This window comes from Gottfriedia luciferensis, from assembly GCF_001712755.1.
In the GTDB taxonomy this organism is placed as follows: Bacteria; Bacillota; Bacilli; order Bacillales; family Bacillaceae_G; genus Gottfriedia; species Gottfriedia luciferensis_B.
In genome coordinates this window covers 45471-65367 of record NZ_MDKC01000011.1, presented here as the reverse complement: position 1 = coordinate 65367, position 19897 = coordinate 45471, and the positions used below count along the sequence as shown (strand labels likewise).

Genomic DNA, 19897 nt, shown 5'->3' with positions numbered 1-19897 from the left:
AATGGTACATTGAATTGCAAAAAATGGAAAAGTATAATATGAAACAGAACTCCTTTAGGAATATTGCTTTTTAAATTTTATATATACAAAGAAGCCAAGATATTGGAGAAAAAATGTGAAAAAGAAATTTTTTAATTCATTTCTTATTGTAAGTATGCTTTTAGGTGGTTGCTCTAACTATAAAGAATTAAATCAAGTATCGATTGTGGTTGCAATAGGGATTGATTACCTCCCAAAAGAAAAAAAATATCATGTAATCACTCAAATTTTTAATCCTAGTGCAATTGCGACTACAACACAGTCAGGTTCTCAAAGTGTTCCAGTAATTGCGTTAGATGAAAAAGGTAGGACCATTTTAGAAGCTGTACGAAATGTGTCTAAGAAAGGATCGCGACAAAATATATATTCTCATGTTGCTCTTATCGTAATTGGTGAAACATTAGCAAAAGAAAGATCATTGAATTATATTTTCGATGTATTTGAAAGAGATTCCAAAGTTCGTGTCAATATCCCAGTTATTATTGCAAGAAATAAAAGCGTCGGTGAAATAATGAATAACATAACATCACTAGATAAAATATCTGCTAAATCAATTGTAGGTAAAATTAAAAATACATCAGCCCTTTTAGGTGAAAATCAAGAAACATTAATGCGTCAGGCAATTTCTGCAATCTCTAGTAGTGGCAGGGAACCAGTAATAAATGGCGTGAGCATAGAAAATGAAAGTGAATCATCAGAAACACTTGAAAATGCTAATAAAGTCACTTCTAGTTATGATAAGATAAATGGCACAGGGATTTTCAGAGATGGAAAATTAGTTGGATGGTTAGATGGACCACCGGCAAAATCAATACAAATTATTGATAATCTGATCAAAGAAACGAATGTCCAAATACCATGTAATAAAAAAGAATTTGATTCGATGGAGCTTACTCGGGTAAAATCTATGACGGAAATTAAAATCAAGGATAATATTCCAATTATAAATATAAAAATAAAATCAATTGGCCATATTGACGAGGTATTTTGTAATGCCAATTTTGATAAAGCTAAAACACTCAATAAATATGAAAAGTCAGCTGAAAATGTTATAAAACAATCAATGGAAAAAGGGATTTCTGAAGTAAAAAAATTCGGTGGAGATGCATTTGGTTTTGGTGAAAAATTATACATGGTTAATCCAAAAATTTATAAAAAATATGAGGGTAATTGGAATGATACATTTAAAAAAGCAAAAGTTACAGTAAGTGTCGACGTTCAAATTAATAACGTTGGAATGAGAAGGAAATCTTATCCTTATTAGGAAGACTTAGTATTTGCTTTTAAAATTCTCCTTGAAAAAACAGGACATTAGAACTCAGTATAAAACCCAACTTGGAAACTACAAAAGCCCCCTGTACTATTCGGGGGCTTTTCAATGTAATGCAATATAATGTAATCAATATTAAAAAAGTTCGAACACTAAATAAACTTCGTCGAAAAGTAATATATTAAATTTTTATGGAGAGGTTTTTCTAATATATCACTACTAGTTATTACGGACATAGTGTCACAAGTAGAATAATTTCTTATCACTAAGAAATTTGTAGATATTTCCCGGGAATTTGTAAGATTTTGATATGATATAAAATAAAATCTACTATTCAAAAGTATTATTTTAAACTGAAATCAACTGATATCAGTTGATTTTTTATTCTACTGGTGGCCTAGATGAAAAAATCTAATAACGATCGAATATCGCATAGTGATACATTTGTTCAATTTTATATTACTTTTTTGTATCGCATACAAATTTTTACGATTAGGAAACAAAAAGCCGATACATCCTTATGGAAGTATCGACCTGAAAGTACTTATTAAAATTTTTAAAAGTTTTAAACAGATTTGTACAAGATTAGCAGAAAAAGATTTTAATAGGTCCTTTATTTTCTAAATAAAGAGAAAAGCCAGCCCCATTTATCTCTAGGCTTTTGTATCACAATTTCTAAACGTTTATTAAAATCATCTTGTGATCTCCATTCTTTTCTCTGTTCTTCTCTTATGTTTTGTATTTCTTCTTGTAAAAAATCAATTGTTTGTTTTTCTTGTTCAAGTATTGTCTCGTATTGAATTTTTTGTTGTTCAGCTAATTTTTCAATTTTGGTATAAGTTTTATTAGATGAATTCCCAATATTTGCACTTATATCATGATGATCTTGTTGAAGCCTGGAAACCGCCGTTTTAAGTTCTGTCATATCATTTTTCAGTTGTACATTCATTTCACGTGCAGCTGCAAGTTCACTGACTAAAAATCTTAAAAACTCATTTAATTGATTTGGGTCATGTGGTAAATTTTCATATGTATCGGATATCGCAATTTGAGTTTCATCGTAACCTTCTAATCTTTCTTTTTGTTGAAACACGAGGTCTTTTGCAGTATCTTCTAGGGGCTTTTCTGAATCGCGTAACGCTATAAGCACTCTAATATCAGATTGAACAAATATTCGCCGATCGCCATCTTTCAAGAACTCATATCCATTGCGCTCTAAGATTTGACCATACTTTCGAACAGTAGGTGTTGCAATACCCAGTTCTTCTGCTACTTCCTTGGAAGAAAAAGCTCGTTCATTCGGTTGTATATCACTTCGCATATCGGACCTCCTTTTTAACAAATATGAAGGATTTTTCGGCATATTGCAACATATATCACTGTGATACAAAAAAACAAGTGATAATTTCCTACTTCAATATTGTTGAAAATAGCGCTCTTACAAATGCATTTAAAATTTACAGCTTGAACATTTGATTTATGAATTCTTTCTAAAAGTAAGGCTTAGAAAAGCAATATAAACGATATATATACTAACTCATACTTTATAAACTAGAGCTATTGATAGTGAAATCACCTAAAAAAACCCCTTTTCACACTTAAGGAAAATAGGGGATAAATTCATTATACTAAAATTGACATTAATTAGGGCCTAAAGCACCAACTACCGGATGTGGAACATAAGGCTCTTCCAAATATGCAACTTCTTCCGCGGTTAAATTAACCGACAATGCACCAACAGAATCTTCTAAATGTGAAATTTTAGTAGCTCCAATAATTGGTGCTGATACTGGTTCTTTCTGCAGTAACCAAGCAAGAGCAATGTTTGATTTTGTTACTCCATGTTTTTCAGCAATCTCTGCAACACGTTCCACAACATGACGATCCGTATTTTCAGTTGCACCGTATTTAGATTTTTGAGTTTCATCAGTTTCAGATCTAAGTGTCGTATTTGACCAATCACGTGTCAATCTTCCTGACGCAAGTGGACTATATGGAATTACGCCGATTTTTTCTTCTTTACAAAGAGGCAGCATCTCCCTTTCCTCTTCACGGTATATGAGGTTCAGATGGTTTTGCATCGAGACAAATTTGGTCCATCCATTTTTCTCTGCAACATGTAATGCCTTCAAAAACTGCCATGCATACATAGCGGAAGCACCGATATATCTTACTTTTCCAGCTTTTACTAGATCATGAAGTGCCTCCATTGTTTCTTCGATTGGAGTGTTATAATCCCAACGATGGATTTGGTATAAATCCACATAATCTGTTCCTAGTCGTTTAAGACTTTTATCAATTTCACTCATAATATGCTTTCGGGAAAGTCCTAAACCGTTCGGACCTTTGTGCATAGGGAAATAAACCTTCGTAGCAAGAACAATTTCATCTCGATTGGCATAATCTTTTAAAGCTCTACCAACATATTCTTCACTAGTTCCATCTGAATAGACATTCGCCGTATCGAAAAAATTGATCCCTAAGTCTAGTGCTTTTTTAATGATTGTACGGCTACTTTCCTCATCGATTACCCATGGATGAATCCAACGTTTTGCATCTCCAAATCCCATACAACCAAGGCAAACTCTAGATATTTCTAATCCTGTATTCCCAAGTTTTGTGTATTCCATTGTTTTATCCTCACTTTCGGAAATATGTAATCTATTAATCTTTAAAAACTATACCTGGACTACATCACTAAAATTGTGATTGATAATCTCTACTAATTTAAATTCCCTGTTCTCATATTCAAACTTAAGGATGCAACAATTTCCAATTCGATCTTGTTGTACAATCGAACTTCTATGCTCCCAAACCCGCATGAAATTTCTTAAAGCTGCTCCATGGGATATAGCTAATACCACTTCATTGTCTTCTTCCATTATTTTTTGGCATGTAGTAGCCATTCTTTGTTGCAGTTCTTTTTGATCTTCTCCACCAAACTTAACAAAGAAATCACCATAAGGTAGCGCTGGATTTAAATCTTCACTTTCACCTTCAAAAGTTCCGAAATTCCATTCTTTTAATCCTTTTAATCTTGTATGCGGCAATTCCGTCACGATTTCCAACGTATCACTAGCTCTTTCTGATGTGGAACAATAGGCATGATCAAAAATAACTTTTTGTTCTCTAAAGTACTTTGCAGCAGCCTCTGCTTGTTTAATTCCAAATTCAGTTAAAGGTGAATCACACCAACCTTGAATTTTCCTTCTTTTATTAAATAATGTTTGTCCATGTCTCATTAAATAAAAAGTCTTTTTCATTTGTATCCCCCTTTTGAATCTTAAAAGCCTATTTTAAAAATCAAGTGGTACGAGTCATTAGACCTTTTTTGCCTCAAAATTTAATAACAACTTACAATCTTATATTATCAATATATTATTTTTAATCGTTAGCATATTCCTCTCAAATAATTGCCTATTACTCTTAGTTCTAGAAAAATTTTAACAAACTGACCACAAAAAAAGCCCAAACCTTTGTTACATATAGGCTTGAGCTTTTCTAAATAGATTATTTTGCTGTAGTAGTGTATTTTTCTTCCAAAGACTTCTTTAAAAATGATGCTAATTCAAGCATTCCGAATTTTCCAGCTTTTTCTTCTGCATCTGAGTTATAGTTCGTATTTGTATTGATATCGTAAGTAAAAATTGTGCCTTCAGCATTTCTAATAAATTCGATTCCGGCAACTTGAACATTATTTTTAACTAGAACTTCTTTATATTTATTTATTATTTCGTCCTCAAAGCCTTCAATGATTTGGAACTTAGGCTTCTCTTCTACTTCTTCTCCTACTGGGCAGAATAAATCACCAATTTGGCATGCATCAGCTGGGCAAAGTTCAAAACCTTCCGAAGTATCAACTTTAACAGCATATACAAAGTTTCCTCCTACAAATTCACAACGAGTGATGTAGCTTTCAGGTGATTGGATGTATTCTTGAATAAGGGTAATGCCATCGACTGGTTCTTCGAATGTAGGTCCTTCTACATAAGCTTTTAAAGCTTCAATACTATGGAAAAGCTGAACACCTAAGCCTTTACCTGCACGATTATGCTTTGTAATAAATGACTGTCCATCAAAGCTATTAGCTGCCTTAATAATGTTTTCTTTTCCAACCGCTGCAATCGTTTTTGGAGTCTTAACACCATACTTTTCTAGCTCTAAGTATTGTAAAACCTTACTAACTTCTAGCTTTAGGGCATTCGTACCATTTAAAACCGTACGGCCATGTGCTTCAAGCCAAGCTAAGACTTGCCCAGTAAATTCTGCTGCAAAACGATGATCACGTGTATGAGAAGAAGCACTCATTCGACTATAGAAAATCCCTTCTGGTGGTACGGTTGATAAATCAACAGTACCTTCGTCTAAATGCCATTCTTCAAATGGAACACCAAGCTCCTCTAATCTTTTTGTTAAATGGATTGTCCATTCACTATTTTCATGTATTACATATACTTTGCTCATTTTTATGTCCCCATTCTAGTTTTTTATTAAACTACGTTTTTTTTCTACTAATGGCATAACTTGCTTTGAAAAGCGTTCCATTTCCTCTAATTGAGGTGAAAATTGTAATAATAATAAGTCTAAGCCAGCTTCTTCATATTGTAAAATTCGATCTGCAATTTGCTCTGGTGTCCCTACTAGATTTGCTCTAAGACCACGATTTGAAACTGAGTAATCTTGTAATTGTATTTGTTGCTCTAATTGTGATTTAGTCGTGAAGTCTTTAAAGCCCGCATAACCGCTAGAATCTTTCACAGTCGTAATTTTTTCTAACTCAGCTAAAGCCTCTTCTTCTGTATCTCTACAAATAACATAAGCAGCCATACCGAAAGAACTTAAAGGTGCATTGCCAGTTTGTTCACGGCGTACTTTCATATCTGTTACTTTCTGATTAATTTCTTCAACTGTTCCACCGTGCATCACATAAGCGTCACATTTTTCAACAATTGTTTGCTTACCTTTTTCACTTTCACCACCTGCATAAAGAATCGGGTTTGGTCTTTGCACAGGTTTTGGAGCAAGTTTCGTATCTTTTAAGTCGTAAAATTTTCCTGAATAATTGAACGTTTCTTCTGTCCATAAGCCTTTTAGGACATCAATAAACTCCTCTGTACGGGCATAGCGTTCATCATGTTCTGTAAAAATACCGCCATATTGACGAGCTTCTTCTGCCCACCATGCAGAAACGACGTTTAGCGTAAAACGGCCGTTACTGATTTGATCGATATTAGCAGCCATTTTTGCTGTTACTGCAGGATTATGAAAACCTGGACGAATCGCGGTCATAATTTCGATTTTTTCCGTTACTGCAGCAAGTGCCGCTGCTGTAGACCAAGCTTCAAGGGAATCATGTTCTGGACCTTTAATATCGTTTAAATATAATTCAGCAATTAAAGTAGTCGAATATCCCCATCTTTCAGCTGATTGAATGACCTCTTTAGCATATTCAAATGTTGGTGGCATGCTTTCGTCATCCACATTACGTAACCATCCTCCAAAAATCGGTAACCAAAAACCATATTTCATTTCTATTCTCTCCTTTATCCTCAAAATTATCTAGTTTTCGCATCGGTTAAGTTGGATTTATATATAGTGGAATTCAGTTTTGTTTAACCTTCCGCGTAAATAAATAAAAAATAAAAAAGCCTCTTTCATTCAGAAAGAGGCATCGGAAACAATTGTTTTCGACTTATCTATCAGAATGATTTCATTCTGCAGGAAGTGGCACCGTTCCTAAATAAGGAGGTTGCCGGACGTCATAGGGCCTGATCCCTCGGTCACTCTCGATAAGTTTGAATTATGTAATTTCTTTAACTGAATCATAAATCCTAGTAAACAGATTGTCAATAAGGGAATTTAAACATTTTTTGAGATAGCGCTTTCATTGTTGTATTTATTAGAAAAAATAAAATTTTATAATTTTTTATTGCCATTAAACCGAAGTTAATACATAGTACCAGTTCCCTTTAGTATCACTTCTGATTTTACTCGAAGTTCAAGTTTTGGATAAATTTCTTCCCACTTATCTATTACTTTTTTTGTCACTCCGTATTTTGCTTGATAGTTTAACCCAAGTCCAAGTGGATCAACATTTAATTCCTGTAGACGTTCTAGAAATTTTTTTGTTCTTGAGCTCATAATAATTGATGCTTTTTTCTCATACTCTTTCAATTCTATATCTTGATGTAGTGTCTTATTAGATTCCTCAATAAATCCTTTTACCTTTATATGAACGTCTAGATATGGCTTTTTATTTTTAGGCATAACAATTTTCATGTCAGTTTTCATATTTTCAGCACTTATGTAAAATTGATTTTTTCCTTTTCCAACATTAATTAATGTTGTTACTTTGGGATTTAAGAGCTCATTAAGCATCCTTGTTTCATCACGATTTAATACTGCTTTAAATTTTGTTCCTTTAAAAACTGCGGAAGTATTAATTTTAAAGGAACTATCGAACGGTTCAATAATAGGTAAATATGGATCTATACCGTTTTCTATCAATCCCATATAATAATCATTAAGTATCTCTGACATTACATATGGTGACCTATTTGTTTCTTCATTAAAAGCTAACACAACAGCGTTACCCGCTAATCTCTCTGATTTAACCCTCCATGATAAAGCTTCTTTTGCAGAAGGTTCTCCTACAGCTACATAAGCAACACCTTGAATATCTGGCCGTTTAATAAACCACTTCATCAAATCAATTTGGTTTTCACCTAGTAGCTCTTTATCGATAACGATTACCCTACATTGAGCAAAATCTAATTTTTTATCTACTAAAGATTGGATTATTCTAATGGCCTCAGAAACTGAAGTTGATTTTTGAGAAATAATTTGAAAATTAGACCTTCCCGCTCCAATTTGTGCTGATGGGATGGCTAATTTCACTGACACAAGGTAGACGCCATTTTCATCTGTATGATCGATTCCTATCGCTACGACAAAAAAACGTTTATCAACATCGAGTAATTGGCAACCAGACATAAAACTTAATTCCATAATTAACAACAACGTTAAAATACGGTTCATGCTCTTTGCCTCCGTGATAAGAAAAAAATTAACACTACTAATATGCCTTCAGCAGGAAAACGGATATTTTGCCATATTTTAATCAGATCAAATAATTCTCTTTCGTTCGTAAATGTCTGCAGTGTCATCGTAACGGCTCCAAAAAATAGAAAGATCATATATCCATAAAATTTCCTTTTTTTAGCAGGTTTCAAATTATAATTAAAAAACATTCCTTCAAATAGTTTTAAACCAACATGCCATGTTAATATGCTAAATAATAGTGACATCAAAAGGAATATATAAAGCATCAAATATAGCACTCTTTCGATAAACCCGTATTCCATTCTTAGAGAATCCGTTATGAAGACCCAAGGAAACACTACATCATTAATCCCTTTAACACCTAAAAAAGCAATTGGGACGAAAAATGTAAAACTAATTACAACGAATCCGATTAAAGGTAAAATCCACAGAAATTTAACAACCTTTTTCGTTTCAAGATAACGATTAATGATAGCTAGATTTATATAGCCTGTAAAAAAATAAGTAGCAGCTGAAATAGAACTATAGTTAGGCATTTGCCAAAAATAATGGAGTATTCTTTTAATATGGACGAAATAAAAATATTTGCTTGCCATGGCTTTATAAACGATAAAAAAAACAACTGGAGTAGCTACAAGTACCATTATTTCAATAACGTTGAGGATTGATTTTGTATAACAATTTGCTCCATAAATAACAATAACTAGAAAAAAAGCTAAAACATATCCCATTTTTAACTCAGTATTTAAATACAGTACAGTAATATATGTGAAAGAAATTAAAACAAATGCCCCTGCAGCCAGCCACATTACGCCTAAAAATGCTAAGTAAATGTTTTTAACAAGTTTAGGTAGTCTATTGTTAAAAATTTCGGGCAATCCTTTATTAGGAAATTTACTTATTCCGATCGTAAACAAATAAATAAATATTCCACCAATCAAAACACTTAACACCATAGATATAAGAGACCCATTAAAACGCTCGCCAATTAAAATCATTGGTACATTGATAATAATATTCAACATCATTGTTAGCAGTACAGTATAGTAAAAGTGACGGGTCAACTAGCTTTGCCCCCCCTTTGGGTTCTCAGTTATCGTTTCAATTTTATCGGAAGATCCCCATTCAATCGCTAAAAAAGGAGTCCCAAAGCTTCGCTTATTAGCAAAATAACAGATAAGTACAAGCATACCTCCAACTAATCCGACTAACCCAAATAGAGTTGCTAATATAATCAGTGGGTATCTAATACATCGAATTGAGAAACTCATTGCACTGATTGGGATCGTAAAATTAGAAATGGCAACAAATGCAGTAATAATAATCATGATGGAACTTACAAGTTGTGCTTGTTGTGCAGCTTGACCAAGTATAAGTCCACCAACAGTCGTAGCAGTTGGGCCAATTACTCGTGGTAGTCTAATACTAGCTTCAATTAACATTTCAACAGCTAACATCATAAAAAGCACTTCAAAAAATGATGGATAAGGAACTCCTGCCCTACTACCTGCAATCGTCAAAGTAAGTTGGGACCTTAATATTTCCGGGTTATACGAGGTAATTGCAATATAAAAAGCAGGTAACACCAATGTTATAATAAGGGCAATATATCTTATTGATTGCAAAAGTTTTTTTATCCAGAAAGAATGATATAAGTCATCCATTGAAGCTATAAAATCAAAAAATACAGAAGGCGTAATCAAAGTAAATGGCGTTCCATCCATAGCAATAATAACCTTACCTTGGGCAAGATTTGAAACAGTTCGATCAGGTCTTTCTGTTATCATCATGGTAGGAAATAAATGAATCTTTTTATCAGAAAGTATCCTTTCTAATTGACCAGCTGCTTGTATTACATCCATCTTTACCCTCTTAAGACGACTTTTTAATTCATCAATTACCTTTTTATCTGCATAATTAGAATCATAAAGTATTGCTATATTTGTTTTTGAGATTGTTCCAACTGTTTGATACTCAATGCTTAATTTATTGGAAGGATATCTTTTACGAATTATCGCTATATTTGTACTGAGGTCATGTGAAAAAGCTTTTTGTGGTCCTTGAACTGATGTTTCTACTGCAGATTCTACAGATTCAGTATTCATAGCACGAATTGCATTAAAAGCATATATCCCATTTGATATGAAAATTAACACGTTACCAGAAATTATATATTCCCCTAAATACCTTTTGTTTTGAATCGACTCACAATTAGATAGGGAGAGTATGTGTAACAGAAATTTACTTTCTTTATCACAAAGCATAAGTGGTTGGATGATATCAGTTTTAATTTTATCCGCGTCACATAGATCTTGAAGATAGATCAAACAAATTTGTTGTTCATAATATTCAAATGAATGGATAATTAAATCTTTTGCTCCCTCAAATTCTTGCTTAAGCGCATTTATTACTGCCAATTGACTTCTCAACTTATGCTTCCCTCCTTCTATTTCTTTTCATATTTTTTTAGTATGTCAAATTAAAGCTTATCCATTCTATGCAAATTCCTTTTTTTCTCTTTCTTGGATAGATCAAAAATAGCTATTTTTCTTTTGGCTTACTGACTTAGACTTTATGAGTATGTTAATTTCAGATTCTTGATTTTTTACTTGCTCATGAACCCTCTATGAGGAACTAAATTTTGGATTATTGCTCTTTTTCTTGCTCATGAACCCTCTATGAGGAACTATATTTCGGATTCCTGCTCTTTTACTTACTCATCAACCCTTTATGAGGAACTATATTTCGGATTCAAGCTCATTTACTTACTCATGAACCCTTTATGAGGAACTATATTTCGGATTCTTGCTCTTTTACTTACTCATGAACCCTTTATGAGGAACTATATTTCGGATTCCTGCTCTTTTACTTACTCATGAACCCTCTATGAGGAACTATATTTCGGATTCCTGCTCTTTTACTTACTCATGAACCCTCTATGAGGAACTAAATTATGGATTCCTGCTCTTTTACTTACTCATGAACCCTTTATGAGTAACTATATTTCGGATTCAAGCTCCTTTACTTACTCATGAACCCTTTATGAGGAACTATATTTCGGATTCAAGCTCCTTTACTTACTCATGAACCCTTTATGAGGAACTATATTTCGTATTCCAGCTCCTTTACTTACTCATGAACCCTTTATGAGGAACTATATTTCGGATTCTTGCTCTTTTACTTACTCATCAACCCTTAGTGTATGAAAGAAGCATATTTCAAAAAAAAAACCAACGAATCGTTGGGTTTTTACAATACTTATAAATTATTAATTTCATTAGCAGTACGAACTCCTGCTTCAATTGCCCCTTTATATGTCGATTAAAAGGATTGATATTCCCATCATTTTCAAAGAACACACTGTCATTCCTTTGAGTGCAAGCCCATAACTCCTATAAATTATGAGTATAAAATCCTCGAATGGTTCAATAATAATTTTCGTACCTATCTCTTTAAAAGGAGTTTAGTATGAATTTATTTGAGAAGGGAAGTAAATTTATAATGGGAGTATTAAGTGGAAATCCACAAAATGAACCTTTACATTATGGAGAAGTTTATGGTCTATGGAGTCACCTATCAGCTACTAAAGCTGGTGTAGATACTTACCAAGTTTATATTAACCATACTGGTGATGAAGAGTTAAAAGCATTTTTAAAACAAGTAATTGAAAATTCAATGAAACCTGCAATTAAAGAAGTTGAAGAAGTACTTCTACATAATGATATTGCAGTACCTCCTACTCCATCAGAACGACCAGATGCCGATTTGGAACAAATTCCAGCTGGAGCTAGATTTCAAGATTCTCAAATCGCTTACATGGTTGCTGCTGAAATAGCTGCTGGAGTTACATCTAACGCTGCATTAATGAGTCAATCAATTCGCGAAGATATTGGTACTATGTTTGCAAGTTTTGGTGCTAAAAAAGCGAAAGATGGTGCAGCACTACTACAAATCATGAAAACAAAAGGCTGGTTAGTTCCACCACCTCTTCACCTTGAAACAAAGCAACAACAACATTAAAAAAATTGTCCACCTATCATTAATTAGGTGGACTTTTTTTATTTTCTAGTTAAGAGATAGGCTGAGTAGCATGCACAGTTGTTCCATACACATGTACCTACACAACCGCCCAAAAACAGCATAAATAAGAAGATAGAGGAGTCTATTCTCATTCAAAATATAAAAAAAATGACAAAAGAGGTTCGGAATAAGAGCATTCCGAGTCCCTAGGAGACTTTATTTTTTATAATATTGATCAATACGGTGTGTTAAATATAGAATTAAAATAATTATGATAAAAAAATATGTAATTTTTATATAAATATTTAAACTTATAGAACTTAAAGAAAAAATAAGCAAAGTAAGAATAGCACCTAAAATAAATTTTAAAATGTTTTTCATATTACACCTTTCTTTTAAATAATATGCCTAAAGCTTAACTTAGTTTAATACCTTTGTAAAAAAATCTAAGATAAGGAGTTTTATAATGAAAAAATTTATTAAAATAAAAATGTTTTATGACTATCTTTGTTTTATTAATTTTAGTTAGTGGTTGTAACTCAAATGATCAAAATCATAGCTTAAGAGGAACATATGTAAGTAAGGATTTACGTCGAATTACGATGGTATTTGATCAAGAAGATGACAATAAATTTTACTATTATGACCATGAATTACCGGAAAATCAAAGAGTAGATAAAGGGAATTACTCAAAAAAATCAAATTCAAACTATGTAATAAAAAATACTAATTTTAAAGAAACAGAGATCACTTTTAAGCAAGATGGATTCACGGTTACTATCAACGGAAATAAATATTATTTCCAACAAATTAGTAGCTTACCAACTATTCAGAAGTAGCTGTTTAAAAGTGCAAATAAAAAATGATAGCTAAACTACTCCTAAAATGGTTTATTACATTAGCATATTTGATAATTCTAATTTGGATAAAAATGGTATAATACGTATTGTCGCTAAAAGAGCAATTCATTATGAGTTGCTCTTTTTTTGTCAATTTTTATTAACAGTGGAGCGTAATAGATTAAGTTGTTCTTGTGAAGAATACCGTGTACGACCAACGGAAACTTGGTGCGGTTTAAATCTTATCTGACTTATCCCAATTTCTAAGAGTTTTTTGTTCTTCCTATTCTTTGAGCATACTTTCCTATTGAATACATCACAAACGTCTTCTCATAATTATCAAACCATAAAAGCGATAAAGGATGTTTAAAATATTATGACGATTTTATGAATTTGACTTATCGGCAGTATATATATTTTTTTACTTGACCATATAAAATAAAAAAGAATATATGTGAAATAAATTTCTCATAATAAGTTCAGGAGGGATTTTTATGAAGCATATAAAAGCATTTATCATTAAATTTATTGCTTGTCTTGCATTATTATATATAATTTTGGGTCTTGGGTACGATATGGCATTTAGAAATGTATTTCTGATATCGTTAGTCTTAGGAGTAATCGCATATATCGTTGGTGATCTATTGATCTTACCCAAAACAAATAATACGATAGCAACAATAGCGGATGCAGGACTAGCATACTTAATTATTTGGTATATGGGATCAAAGTTAACATATGGTGGTAGTATGGTAACTCCAGCTTTAATTTCCGCAATTGGCATAGCTTTGTTTGAAATCTTTTTTCATAAATATGTTTATCATAATGTTATTAAAAATACAGAGCATCGAGAGAATGTATCAACTGGAAATTTACGTTATCAAACCGAGGCATCAGAAGAATTGACTCCTGATATACAAGACGAAAAAATTAAAAAATAATTACTGTATTATAAAGGTCTTAAAAAAATTAGTAAGAGAAACTTAAGTTTCTCTTATTTATTTTCTATCTTACTAATGTATATCCAAAAAAAAGTACAGACTGAAAGAATTCCCCACCCTGTACTCGTCATTTTATTTCATTCGTTTTTTATATACCTTCATCGAAATCAGATAAAACAAAATCCCAATTCCCACTAACCAGAACACTGCTGTTAAAATCGCACCATAGTCCGGCTGCCCAGCTAAAAGGGAACGTACACTTTCGGCAATTGGTGTCATTGGCTGATTTTCTGCAAAAGCTCGAAGCTTGCTACCCATATTATTTGTTGGAACAAAGGCAGAACTTACAAACATTAAGCCCATAAGTAGATAAGAGAACACGCTCGCACCTTCATACGATTTTGACATTAAACCACATGCTACTGCAATCCAAGTGAAAGAAAAAACGGTAAGCAGGATCATACCAACAGCTAATAACCATTCCACAAAGTTAGCATGAGGACGGAATCCCATGATAAAAGAAATGAGAATCACCGCAGCAACTGATAATAAGTTTAATAATAATGTTGAGATGACATGCCCTCCCAATATGGATGATTTGGCGATTGGCATGGAATGGAATCGATCAAAGATTCCTCTAGTCATGTCAGTATTCACTCGAACTGCTGTATAGGAAATCCCCATTCCAATACACATAAGCAACACACCTGGAACGATAAAATTCACATAATCTACTTTATCCATCGTCATGGCACTACCGAAAATATAAACAAAAGCAAGCATAAGCATAATCGGCATAAGAATCGTTGTGATAATTGTATCAATACTTCTAAGTGAATGCTTCATTACCCGACTACTCATTGTAATAGTATCACTAAAAAAATGGTTTCCACTCATTATGATTCTCCTTTCTTTCCGGTAACAGCGAGGAAAATTTCCTCAAGGTTCGGCTGTTTTTCTACGTATTCCACTTTTTTAGGTGGAAGAATTGCTTTTAATTCATTCAATGTACCTTGAATGAGTATCTTTCCTTCATGTAAAATTGCAATGCGGTCAGCTAGTTGTTCGGCTTCTTCTAAATACTGGGTAGTGAGAAAAACGGTAATACCTGCTTTCGCCATATCACGAATCACTTCCCATAAAGCTAACCGAGCTTCCGGGTCAAGTCCAACAGAAGGCTCATCAAGAAAAACAAGTTCAGGTGACCCGAGTACTGTCATTGCTAAATCCAAGCGTCGTTTCATACCGCCTGAATAAGTAGCAAGAGCACGATTACCAGCTTCAACTAAATCAAAACGGCGTAGACTTTCTTCCACAGCTTCTTTCCGATTAGGCAAGTGGCGAAGTTTTGCAACTAGATCGAGATTTTCCCGCCCTGTCAAAATATCATCTACTGCAACGTTTTGTCCGGTTAGACTGATTTTCTCACGTACTTGTTGTGGGTTCGTTTGAAGGTTGGCATTACAGACTTCTATTTCCCCTTTATCTGCCTGCAGTAAAGTAGTTAAAATTTTAATAATAGTTGTTTTACCAGCACCATTAGACCCGAGTAAAGCGAAGACACTGCCTTTCTTTACTTCAAATTCCACGCCTTTTAATACTGGGACATTTTTGTATGATTTTTCAAGCCCTTTCACTGAAATTGCTGTATTGCTCATAATCATTTTCCCTCCCATATATACAGTTGAAGGCGCGTGTCACTGCTGGTAGCGCCTGCAACTGTTTTTGTAAAAATCAAGCTATTTTTTCTTACCCACACGATCTAGAACGCTTTTGTTCAAATTATTGCGTAACTTATCATCCCATCTTTTCGCTTGGTCAGTAAGTCCATTAGCAAATGCAGTCAAGTCTTCACCTGTCACTTCCAAGACATCTTTTCCCTCTGCCGCACCTTCTTCAAACAAATCAATTAGATCGTACTGGATTCTTAACATATCCATGCCACTTCCGGAGGCGAAACTCCACATATAATTGCAGATCTTTTTATATACCTCTGGGTAGTCTCCTGGCAAAGCTTCAACACGCGCCATCATTTCTTTGTATTCTTTTTTGTCATCAAGTATCTTTTTGATAAAATTTATCATGATCTTTATCCCCCTACTTTATTTTTTATTCGTCCATATTTTTACTTGCTGTTCAACTCTACTCTCGATGTCTTTTTTCATATCTACTTGCCCACCTAATATACTCGCCGGTTCTTCACCTAGTTTTGAGGCAGCCATCAATTCGTCTGCAAATGCCGCAACATCTTCACCAGTAACATCTAACACATGCATACCTTCTGCTGAACTAGCTTCAAACAGTTCATACAAATTGATAATTTCTTCGCCAAATCCATATCCGAAATTCCACATATACTTTTGAATCTTTTTAAACACAAAAGCGTAATCTTTCGGTAGAGAATTTACTTTTTTCATAAATGCTTTGTATTCCTTCTTACTTTCTAAATCGCCAATGATTAGCTCTATAAATTTCTTCAAATTACTTCTCCCCTTTTAAGCTATTTATTTTTGATGAAACAAAATCCCATTTTTTCCAAAATTGTTGTAATTCCTCATTCCCAGCTTCGGTTAATGAATAAAACTTTCGAGGTGGGCCCATTTCAGAACGTTTTTTCTCAATATTTACTAATTCTTTCTTTTCCAGCCTGATCAAAATCGTGTAAACTGTACCTTCGACAACCTCTGTAAAACCTAAATCATTAAGGAGACGAGTAATCTCATAGCCGTAAGTATCACCTCGACTGATGATTTCAAGTACACAACCTTCTAATGAACCTTTGAGCATTTCTGTTAAATTTTCCATGGTATACACCTCCTTTAACTTTATTTAAAATAATTTTGGTCAATTATTAGAGGTAAACTGTAACGATAAATAGCGGAGCAAAAAATATTGTTATGGATACCACTTCTCAGCTATTTAGTAATACAGATATTCAGTATTACTTAGTACTAGGTAAAAAAATATCTAAATAGCCTATGGATCAAGTTTTTCATTTGATATCTTTTACATGAACTCTTTCCAGCTATTTAGCATGACTGATATTCAGTGTTACTTAGTAATAGTATATTGTATTACTAAGTAGCGAAAATGTGAACCGTTTTATAAAAAAATTTTATAAACATTTTCAACTATTAAGTATCACATATATTCAGTATTACTTAGTGCCAATACATAGTAACACTAAGTAGTAAGATTTTCAAGTTGCCAACAATAAAAATTTCACCTAATTTTTAAAATGCAAATAACGCGATGGCCAGTGAGATTGAATCACTTATCATATGACTTAATTCCTAATAGATATATTGTTCAATGATTTTGGAAATACTCAAAAAGTTTATAAATAATAATGAATATTCTCCATCTTAATTTGGAAAATTAAGTAAAAAAGGATGATTATATGCAACTTGATTTTGCTTGGAAAGCAGTTCTAATCGTAATCATGGGATCGCTTCTATTAAGAATTGCGGGAAAAAACTCAATTTCTAAAATAACAGTATCTGAAATTGTATTAATGAGTACTATTGGTCCATTACTAAGTCGTCCTATTGAAAATAAAGGTATTTGGACAAGTATTGGCGTTGCTTCCATTCTTATACTAACCTTAATTGTGTTTCAGTTCCTTAAATTAAAATCAAAACTATTTGAATCGTTACTTACAGGTAAGTCAACAATCATTATTGAAGATGGGGTCTTAATTATAGAGAATTTGAAAAAGACACGCCTAACAACAGAAAATCTAAAAATGTATTTACACCAGTTGGGGATAAATTCGATTGAAGATGTAGCATCGGCTTCAATCGAAGTAAATGGTCAAATTGGATATAAATTGAAACCCAACGCACAGCCTGCAACTAAACAGGACATTCAAAATTTAGAGAGATTAATTGAAACTACAATTCTTAAATCTAAGTGAAGTTTAACTTAATTTCAAACAACACTAAATATTAATACTTATTAAATTGATAAATTACTATTCAGTTGGAGTGTTGGCTAAATAAAAAAGGTCTGTTTTAACAGACCTACTTCTAGTAAAACGATCCCCAAACATCTAAATAATAAGCACCAAATATAAGAAAAATGAGAATTAAGGCGATTGATAGATAAACAACCAAAATTCTAGAAAATCTAAAAGTTTGTTTATTAATATCATTTCCTTTTATAAAATAACTTATTGTTGAAATGATCAAGGCAAATATTCCAACAATAATCGAGGATAACCCAATAATCTTTGATAAAATATCTCCCATTTTTCCATTAGAAGCCATCGTTGAAAAATGAAGATTAGTGATTAAAAAGCCGACTCCCATTATCGTTATGCTTGTTCTTACCCATGCAAGATATGTTCTTTCATTTGCTAAATGCTGTTGTATATATTTAGAATCAATTGTTTCAAACTCTTTTTCTAGCGCATTATTCATATTCGTACCTCTGATTTAGTTATTTCCTAATCCTTAAAGGTTTACCAGCTTGTTTCCGTTTTCAGTTGAATCTTGTTGTTTTCGGTTTCCAAAAAGGAATGTTAAAAATGCTGCAATTACCATAGCAATTGAGATTCCAAAAACTGCAATGCTATAACCGCCTGCTGTATTTGCTCCCATATTTTGTATAAGCTTCCCAAAAATAATTGGGGTAATTATACCCGATGAAGTCATTATTCCAAAATATGTTCCTGCTATAACCCCTCTGCGGTGTGGGAGTATACTAACCACTATAGCCGGGCAAAGTGTGTTTACTGTAGCAACCATTGTATTTACTAATGATAGTAGGATAATTATTGAAACTACCCCATTCATAAGTGGGTATAAAGAATACAAAATTCCTGCCATTAAAACACTAATAATAGAAAATAAAATGCGAGATCTCCATATATTTTGTGCCTTTTTATATAAACGATCTGAGAGTAGTGATAGTCCGATCGCTGAAATAGCCCCAATTAATCCAGAGACAGCAATAACTAAAGCAGACTGTTGTTCAGATAACCCTTTTACTTTTATTAGGTAAGATGGATTGAAAGTAAGACCAAAGACAATGAACGAATAGGCAATAAATGCAATTAACGTCGTAAATATAAATTTAGGAGAGCTTAAAGCTTTCCATATCTCTTTCCTGTTATTCTTTGTATTGTTATCATTCGTACTTAATTCTTCTTGAATAGAAACTGATGGTTTCATACTTCCTAACCATAACCAACAAACAAACCATAGAAAGCTACAAATACCAGAAATAAAAAATGCTTGTCTCCAACCATAATTTGAAATTAAAGTAACTAAAATAGGAGCTGATACAGCTATCCCAACAACATTTCCAAAACTAATGATCGATATTGCGAATCCACGCGATTCAGGTTTAAACCATTTACTAAGATGACTAATGGCAGTTGCCATAAATGCCCCTTCTCCGGCACCTAATAAAACTCTACTTAAGATTAGAACCGGTAGGCTTGATGCAAACAAAGCCATGGATTGTGCGATTGTCCATACAATCGCCATAATAGCTATTGATTTTCCAGTACCTATGCGATCTGAAAAAGAGCCACCTACTATTCCAAATATTGAAAATAACCAATAAAAACTACTACCTAAGATACCAAACTCTGTAGTAGTTAAGTTCAAGTCATCGGTAATATGTATATTAGCTAAACCCAAGATTGATTTGTCAGCAAAATTAATAATAGCCATTAGAAAAAGTGCAGATAAAATAAACCATTTCGCCCAACTTTTCAT

At 33.0% G+C, this 19897-nt stretch carries 20 protein-coding genes and 1 riboswitch; of the genes, 5 read left to right on the top strand and 15 right to left on the bottom strand.

What is annotated here, in order from left to right:
• The first annotated feature begins 115 nt into the window (after positions 1-115).
• The gene (locus BED47_RS09935; protein ID WP_069033583.1) at positions 116-1303 is read left to right on the top strand and encodes a Ger(x)C family spore germination protein; all 1188 of its coding nucleotides are present in this window, start codon (positions 116-118) and stop codon (positions 1301-1303) included.
• Between the two features lie 619 nt (positions 1304-1922).
• On the opposite strand, the gene BED47_RS09930 is transcribed toward BED47_RS09935, so the two are convergent.
• From BED47_RS09930 to BED47_RS09895, 8 genes are all read right to left on the bottom strand, one after another.
• The gene (locus BED47_RS09930; RefSeq protein WP_069033582.1) at positions 1923-2630 is read right to left on the bottom strand and encodes a hypothetical protein; all 708 of its coding nucleotides are present in this window, start codon (positions 2628-2630) and stop codon (positions 1923-1925) included.
• 319 nt (positions 2631-2949) lie between these two features.
• On the bottom strand, positions 2950-3939 hold the full coding sequence (locus tag BED47_RS09925; RefSeq protein ID WP_025568747.1) for an aldo/keto reductase: 990 nt from the start codon (positions 3937-3939) through the stop codon (positions 2950-2952).
• Between the two features lie 48 nt (positions 3940-3987).
• On the bottom strand, positions 3988-4572 hold the full coding sequence (locus BED47_RS09920) for a histidine phosphatase family protein (RefSeq protein ID WP_069033581.1): 585 nt from the start codon (positions 4570-4572) through the stop codon (positions 3988-3990).
• Positions 4573-4819: 247 nt separating this feature from the next.
• On the bottom strand, positions 4820-5773 hold the full coding sequence (locus BED47_RS09915) for an ATP-grasp domain-containing protein (RefSeq protein ID WP_025568750.1): 954 nt from the start codon (positions 5771-5773) through the stop codon (positions 4820-4822).
• Positions 5774-5788: 15 nt separating this feature from the next.
• A complete protein-coding gene (locus BED47_RS09910) occupies positions 5789-6838 on the bottom strand; it encodes an LLM class flavin-dependent oxidoreductase (RefSeq protein ID WP_025568751.1) in 1050 nt (349 codons plus the stop codon).
• Between the two features lie 160 nt (positions 6839-6998).
• Positions 6999-7105, bottom strand: a riboswitch (SAM riboswitch).
• A gap of 150 nt (positions 7106-7255) precedes the next feature.
• On the bottom strand, positions 7256-8347 hold the full coding sequence (locus BED47_RS09905) for a Ger(x)C family spore germination protein (protein WP_069033580.1): 1092 nt from the start codon (positions 8345-8347) through the stop codon (positions 7256-7258).
• Positions 8344-9435, bottom strand: coding sequence for a GerAB/ArcD/ProY family transporter (locus tag BED47_RS09900; RefSeq protein ID WP_069033579.1), 1092 nt, complete (start codon positions 9433-9435; stop codon positions 8344-8346). Before BED47_RS09900 ends, BED47_RS09905 begins: the two co-directional genes overlap by 4 nt.
• Positions 9436-10800 carry a spore germination protein gene (locus BED47_RS09895; RefSeq protein WP_175403481.1) on the bottom strand — a complete coding sequence of 455 codons (1365 nt, stop codon included), beginning with the start codon at positions 10798-10800 and terminating at the stop codon, positions 9436-9438. It abuts the gene before it with no gap.
• 1039 nt (positions 10801-11839) lie between these two features.
• Between BED47_RS09895 and BED47_RS09890 the strand changes: the two genes are divergently transcribed.
• From BED47_RS09890 to BED47_RS09880, 3 genes are all read left to right on the top strand, one after another.
• Positions 11840-12391: a DUF3231 family protein gene (locus tag BED47_RS09890; RefSeq protein ID WP_069033577.1), complete on the top strand. Its 552-nt coding sequence runs from the start codon at positions 11840-11842 to the stop codon at positions 12389-12391.
• Between the two features lie 497 nt (positions 12392-12888).
• Positions 12889-13230, top strand: coding sequence for a hypothetical protein (locus BED47_RS09885; protein ID WP_069033576.1), 342 nt, complete (start codon positions 12889-12891; stop codon positions 13228-13230).
• Between the two features lie 494 nt (positions 13231-13724).
• Entirely contained in the window at positions 13725-14171 is a 447-nt protein-coding gene (locus BED47_RS09880) for a YndM family protein (RefSeq protein ID WP_025568758.1), read from the top strand.
• 132 nt (positions 14172-14303) lie between these two features.
• Here the strand turns inward: BED47_RS09880 and BED47_RS09875 are convergent, their stop codons facing one another.
• The 5 genes from BED47_RS09875 to BED47_RS09855 all read right to left on the bottom strand — a co-directional run bounded on the left by BED47_RS09875 (position 14304) and on the right by BED47_RS09855 (position 16976).
• Entirely contained in the window at positions 14304-15068 is a 765-nt protein-coding gene (locus BED47_RS09875) for an ABC transporter permease (RefSeq protein WP_025568759.1), read from the bottom strand.
• The gene (locus tag BED47_RS09870; RefSeq protein ID WP_069033575.1) at positions 15068-15829 is read right to left on the bottom strand and encodes an ABC transporter ATP-binding protein; all 762 of its coding nucleotides are present in this window, start codon (positions 15827-15829) and stop codon (positions 15068-15070) included. The genes BED47_RS09875 and BED47_RS09870 overlap by 1 nt, the downstream gene beginning before the upstream one ends.
• A gap of 81 nt (positions 15830-15910) precedes the next feature.
• Positions 15911-16255, bottom strand: coding sequence for a DUF1048 domain-containing protein (locus tag BED47_RS09865; RefSeq protein WP_069033574.1), 345 nt, complete (start codon positions 16253-16255; stop codon positions 15911-15913).
• Between the two features lie 18 nt (positions 16256-16273).
• Entirely contained in the window at positions 16274-16651 is a 378-nt protein-coding gene (locus BED47_RS09860) for a DUF1048 domain-containing protein (protein ID WP_069033573.1), read from the bottom strand.
• A 1-nt stretch (position 16652) separates the two neighbouring features.
• Positions 16653-16976 (bottom strand): PadR family transcriptional regulator, encoded by a 324-nt coding sequence (locus BED47_RS09855; protein ID WP_069033572.1) that lies wholly within the window; start codon positions 16974-16976, stop codon positions 16653-16655.
• A gap of 595 nt (positions 16977-17571) precedes the next feature.
• On the opposite strand from BED47_RS09855, the gene BED47_RS09850 reads away from it, so the two are divergent.
• Positions 17572-18087: a DUF421 domain-containing protein gene (locus BED47_RS09850; RefSeq protein WP_069033571.1), complete on the top strand. Its 516-nt coding sequence runs from the start codon at positions 17572-17574 to the stop codon at positions 18085-18087.
• A 112-nt stretch (positions 18088-18199) separates the two neighbouring features.
• On the opposite strand, the gene BED47_RS09845 is transcribed toward BED47_RS09850, so the two are convergent.
• Positions 18200-18592: a YidH family protein gene (locus BED47_RS09845; protein WP_069033570.1), complete on the bottom strand. Its 393-nt coding sequence runs from the start codon at positions 18590-18592 to the stop codon at positions 18200-18202.
• A 33-nt stretch (positions 18593-18625) separates the two neighbouring features.
• Complete coding sequence (locus BED47_RS09840) at positions 18626-19897, bottom strand: MFS transporter (protein WP_069033569.1); 1272 nt, start codon at positions 19895-19897, stop codon at positions 18626-18628.

Excerpts from the sequence above, each read along its gene's own strand:
- BED47_RS09930 (WP_069033582.1), bottom strand. The coding sequence starts at position 2,630 with ATGCGAAGTGATATACAACCGAATGAACGAGCTTTTTCTTCCAAGGAA.
- BED47_RS09925 (WP_025568747.1), bottom strand. The coding sequence starts at position 3,939 with ATGGAATACACAAAACTTGGGAATACAGGATTAGAAATATCTAGAGTT.
- BED47_RS09920 (WP_069033581.1), bottom strand. The coding sequence starts at position 4,572 with ATGAAAAAGACTTTTTATTTAATGAGACATGGACAAACATTATTTAAT.
- BED47_RS09915 (WP_025568750.1), bottom strand. The coding sequence starts at position 5,773 with ATGAGCAAAGTATATGTAATACATGAAAATAGTGAATGGACAATCCAT.
- BED47_RS09910 (WP_025568751.1), bottom strand. The coding sequence starts at position 6,838 with ATGAAATATGGTTTTTGGTTACCGATTTTTGGAGGATGGTTACGTAAT.
- BED47_RS09905 (WP_069033580.1), bottom strand. The coding sequence starts at position 8,347 with ATGAACCGTATTTTAACGTTGTTGTTAATTATGGAATTAAGTTTTATG.
- BED47_RS09890 (WP_069033577.1), top strand. The coding sequence starts at position 11,840 with ATGAATTTATTTGAGAAGGGAAGTAAATTTATAATGGGAGTATTAAGT.
- BED47_RS09885 (WP_069033576.1), top strand. The coding sequence starts at position 12,889 with ATGACTATCTTTGTTTTATTAATTTTAGTTAGTGGTTGTAACTCAAAT.
- BED47_RS09880 (WP_025568758.1), top strand. The coding sequence starts at position 13,725 with ATGAAGCATATAAAAGCATTTATCATTAAATTTATTGCTTGTCTTGCA.
- BED47_RS09875 (WP_025568759.1), bottom strand. The coding sequence starts at position 15,068 with ATGAGTGGAAACCATTTTTTTAGTGATACTATTACAATGAGTAGTCGG.
- BED47_RS09870 (WP_069033575.1), bottom strand. The coding sequence starts at position 15,829 with ATGAGCAATACAGCAATTTCAGTGAAAGGGCTTGAAAAATCATACAAA.
- BED47_RS09865 (WP_069033574.1), bottom strand. The coding sequence starts at position 16,255 with ATGATAAATTTTATCAAAAAGATACTTGATGACAAAAAAGAATACAAA.
- BED47_RS09855 (WP_069033572.1), bottom strand. The coding sequence starts at position 16,976 with ATGGAAAATTTAACAGAAATGCTCAAAGGTTCATTAGAAGGTTGTGTA.
- BED47_RS09850 (WP_069033571.1), top strand. The coding sequence starts at position 17,572 with ATGCAACTTGATTTTGCTTGGAAAGCAGTTCTAATCGTAATCATGGGA.
- BED47_RS09845 (WP_069033570.1), bottom strand. The coding sequence starts at position 18,592 with ATGAATAATGCGCTAGAAAAAGAGTTTGAAACAATTGATTCTAAATAT.
- BED47_RS09840 (WP_069033569.1), bottom strand. The coding sequence starts at position 19,897 with ATGAAAAGTTGGGCGAAATGGTTTATTTTATCTGCACTTTTTCTAATG.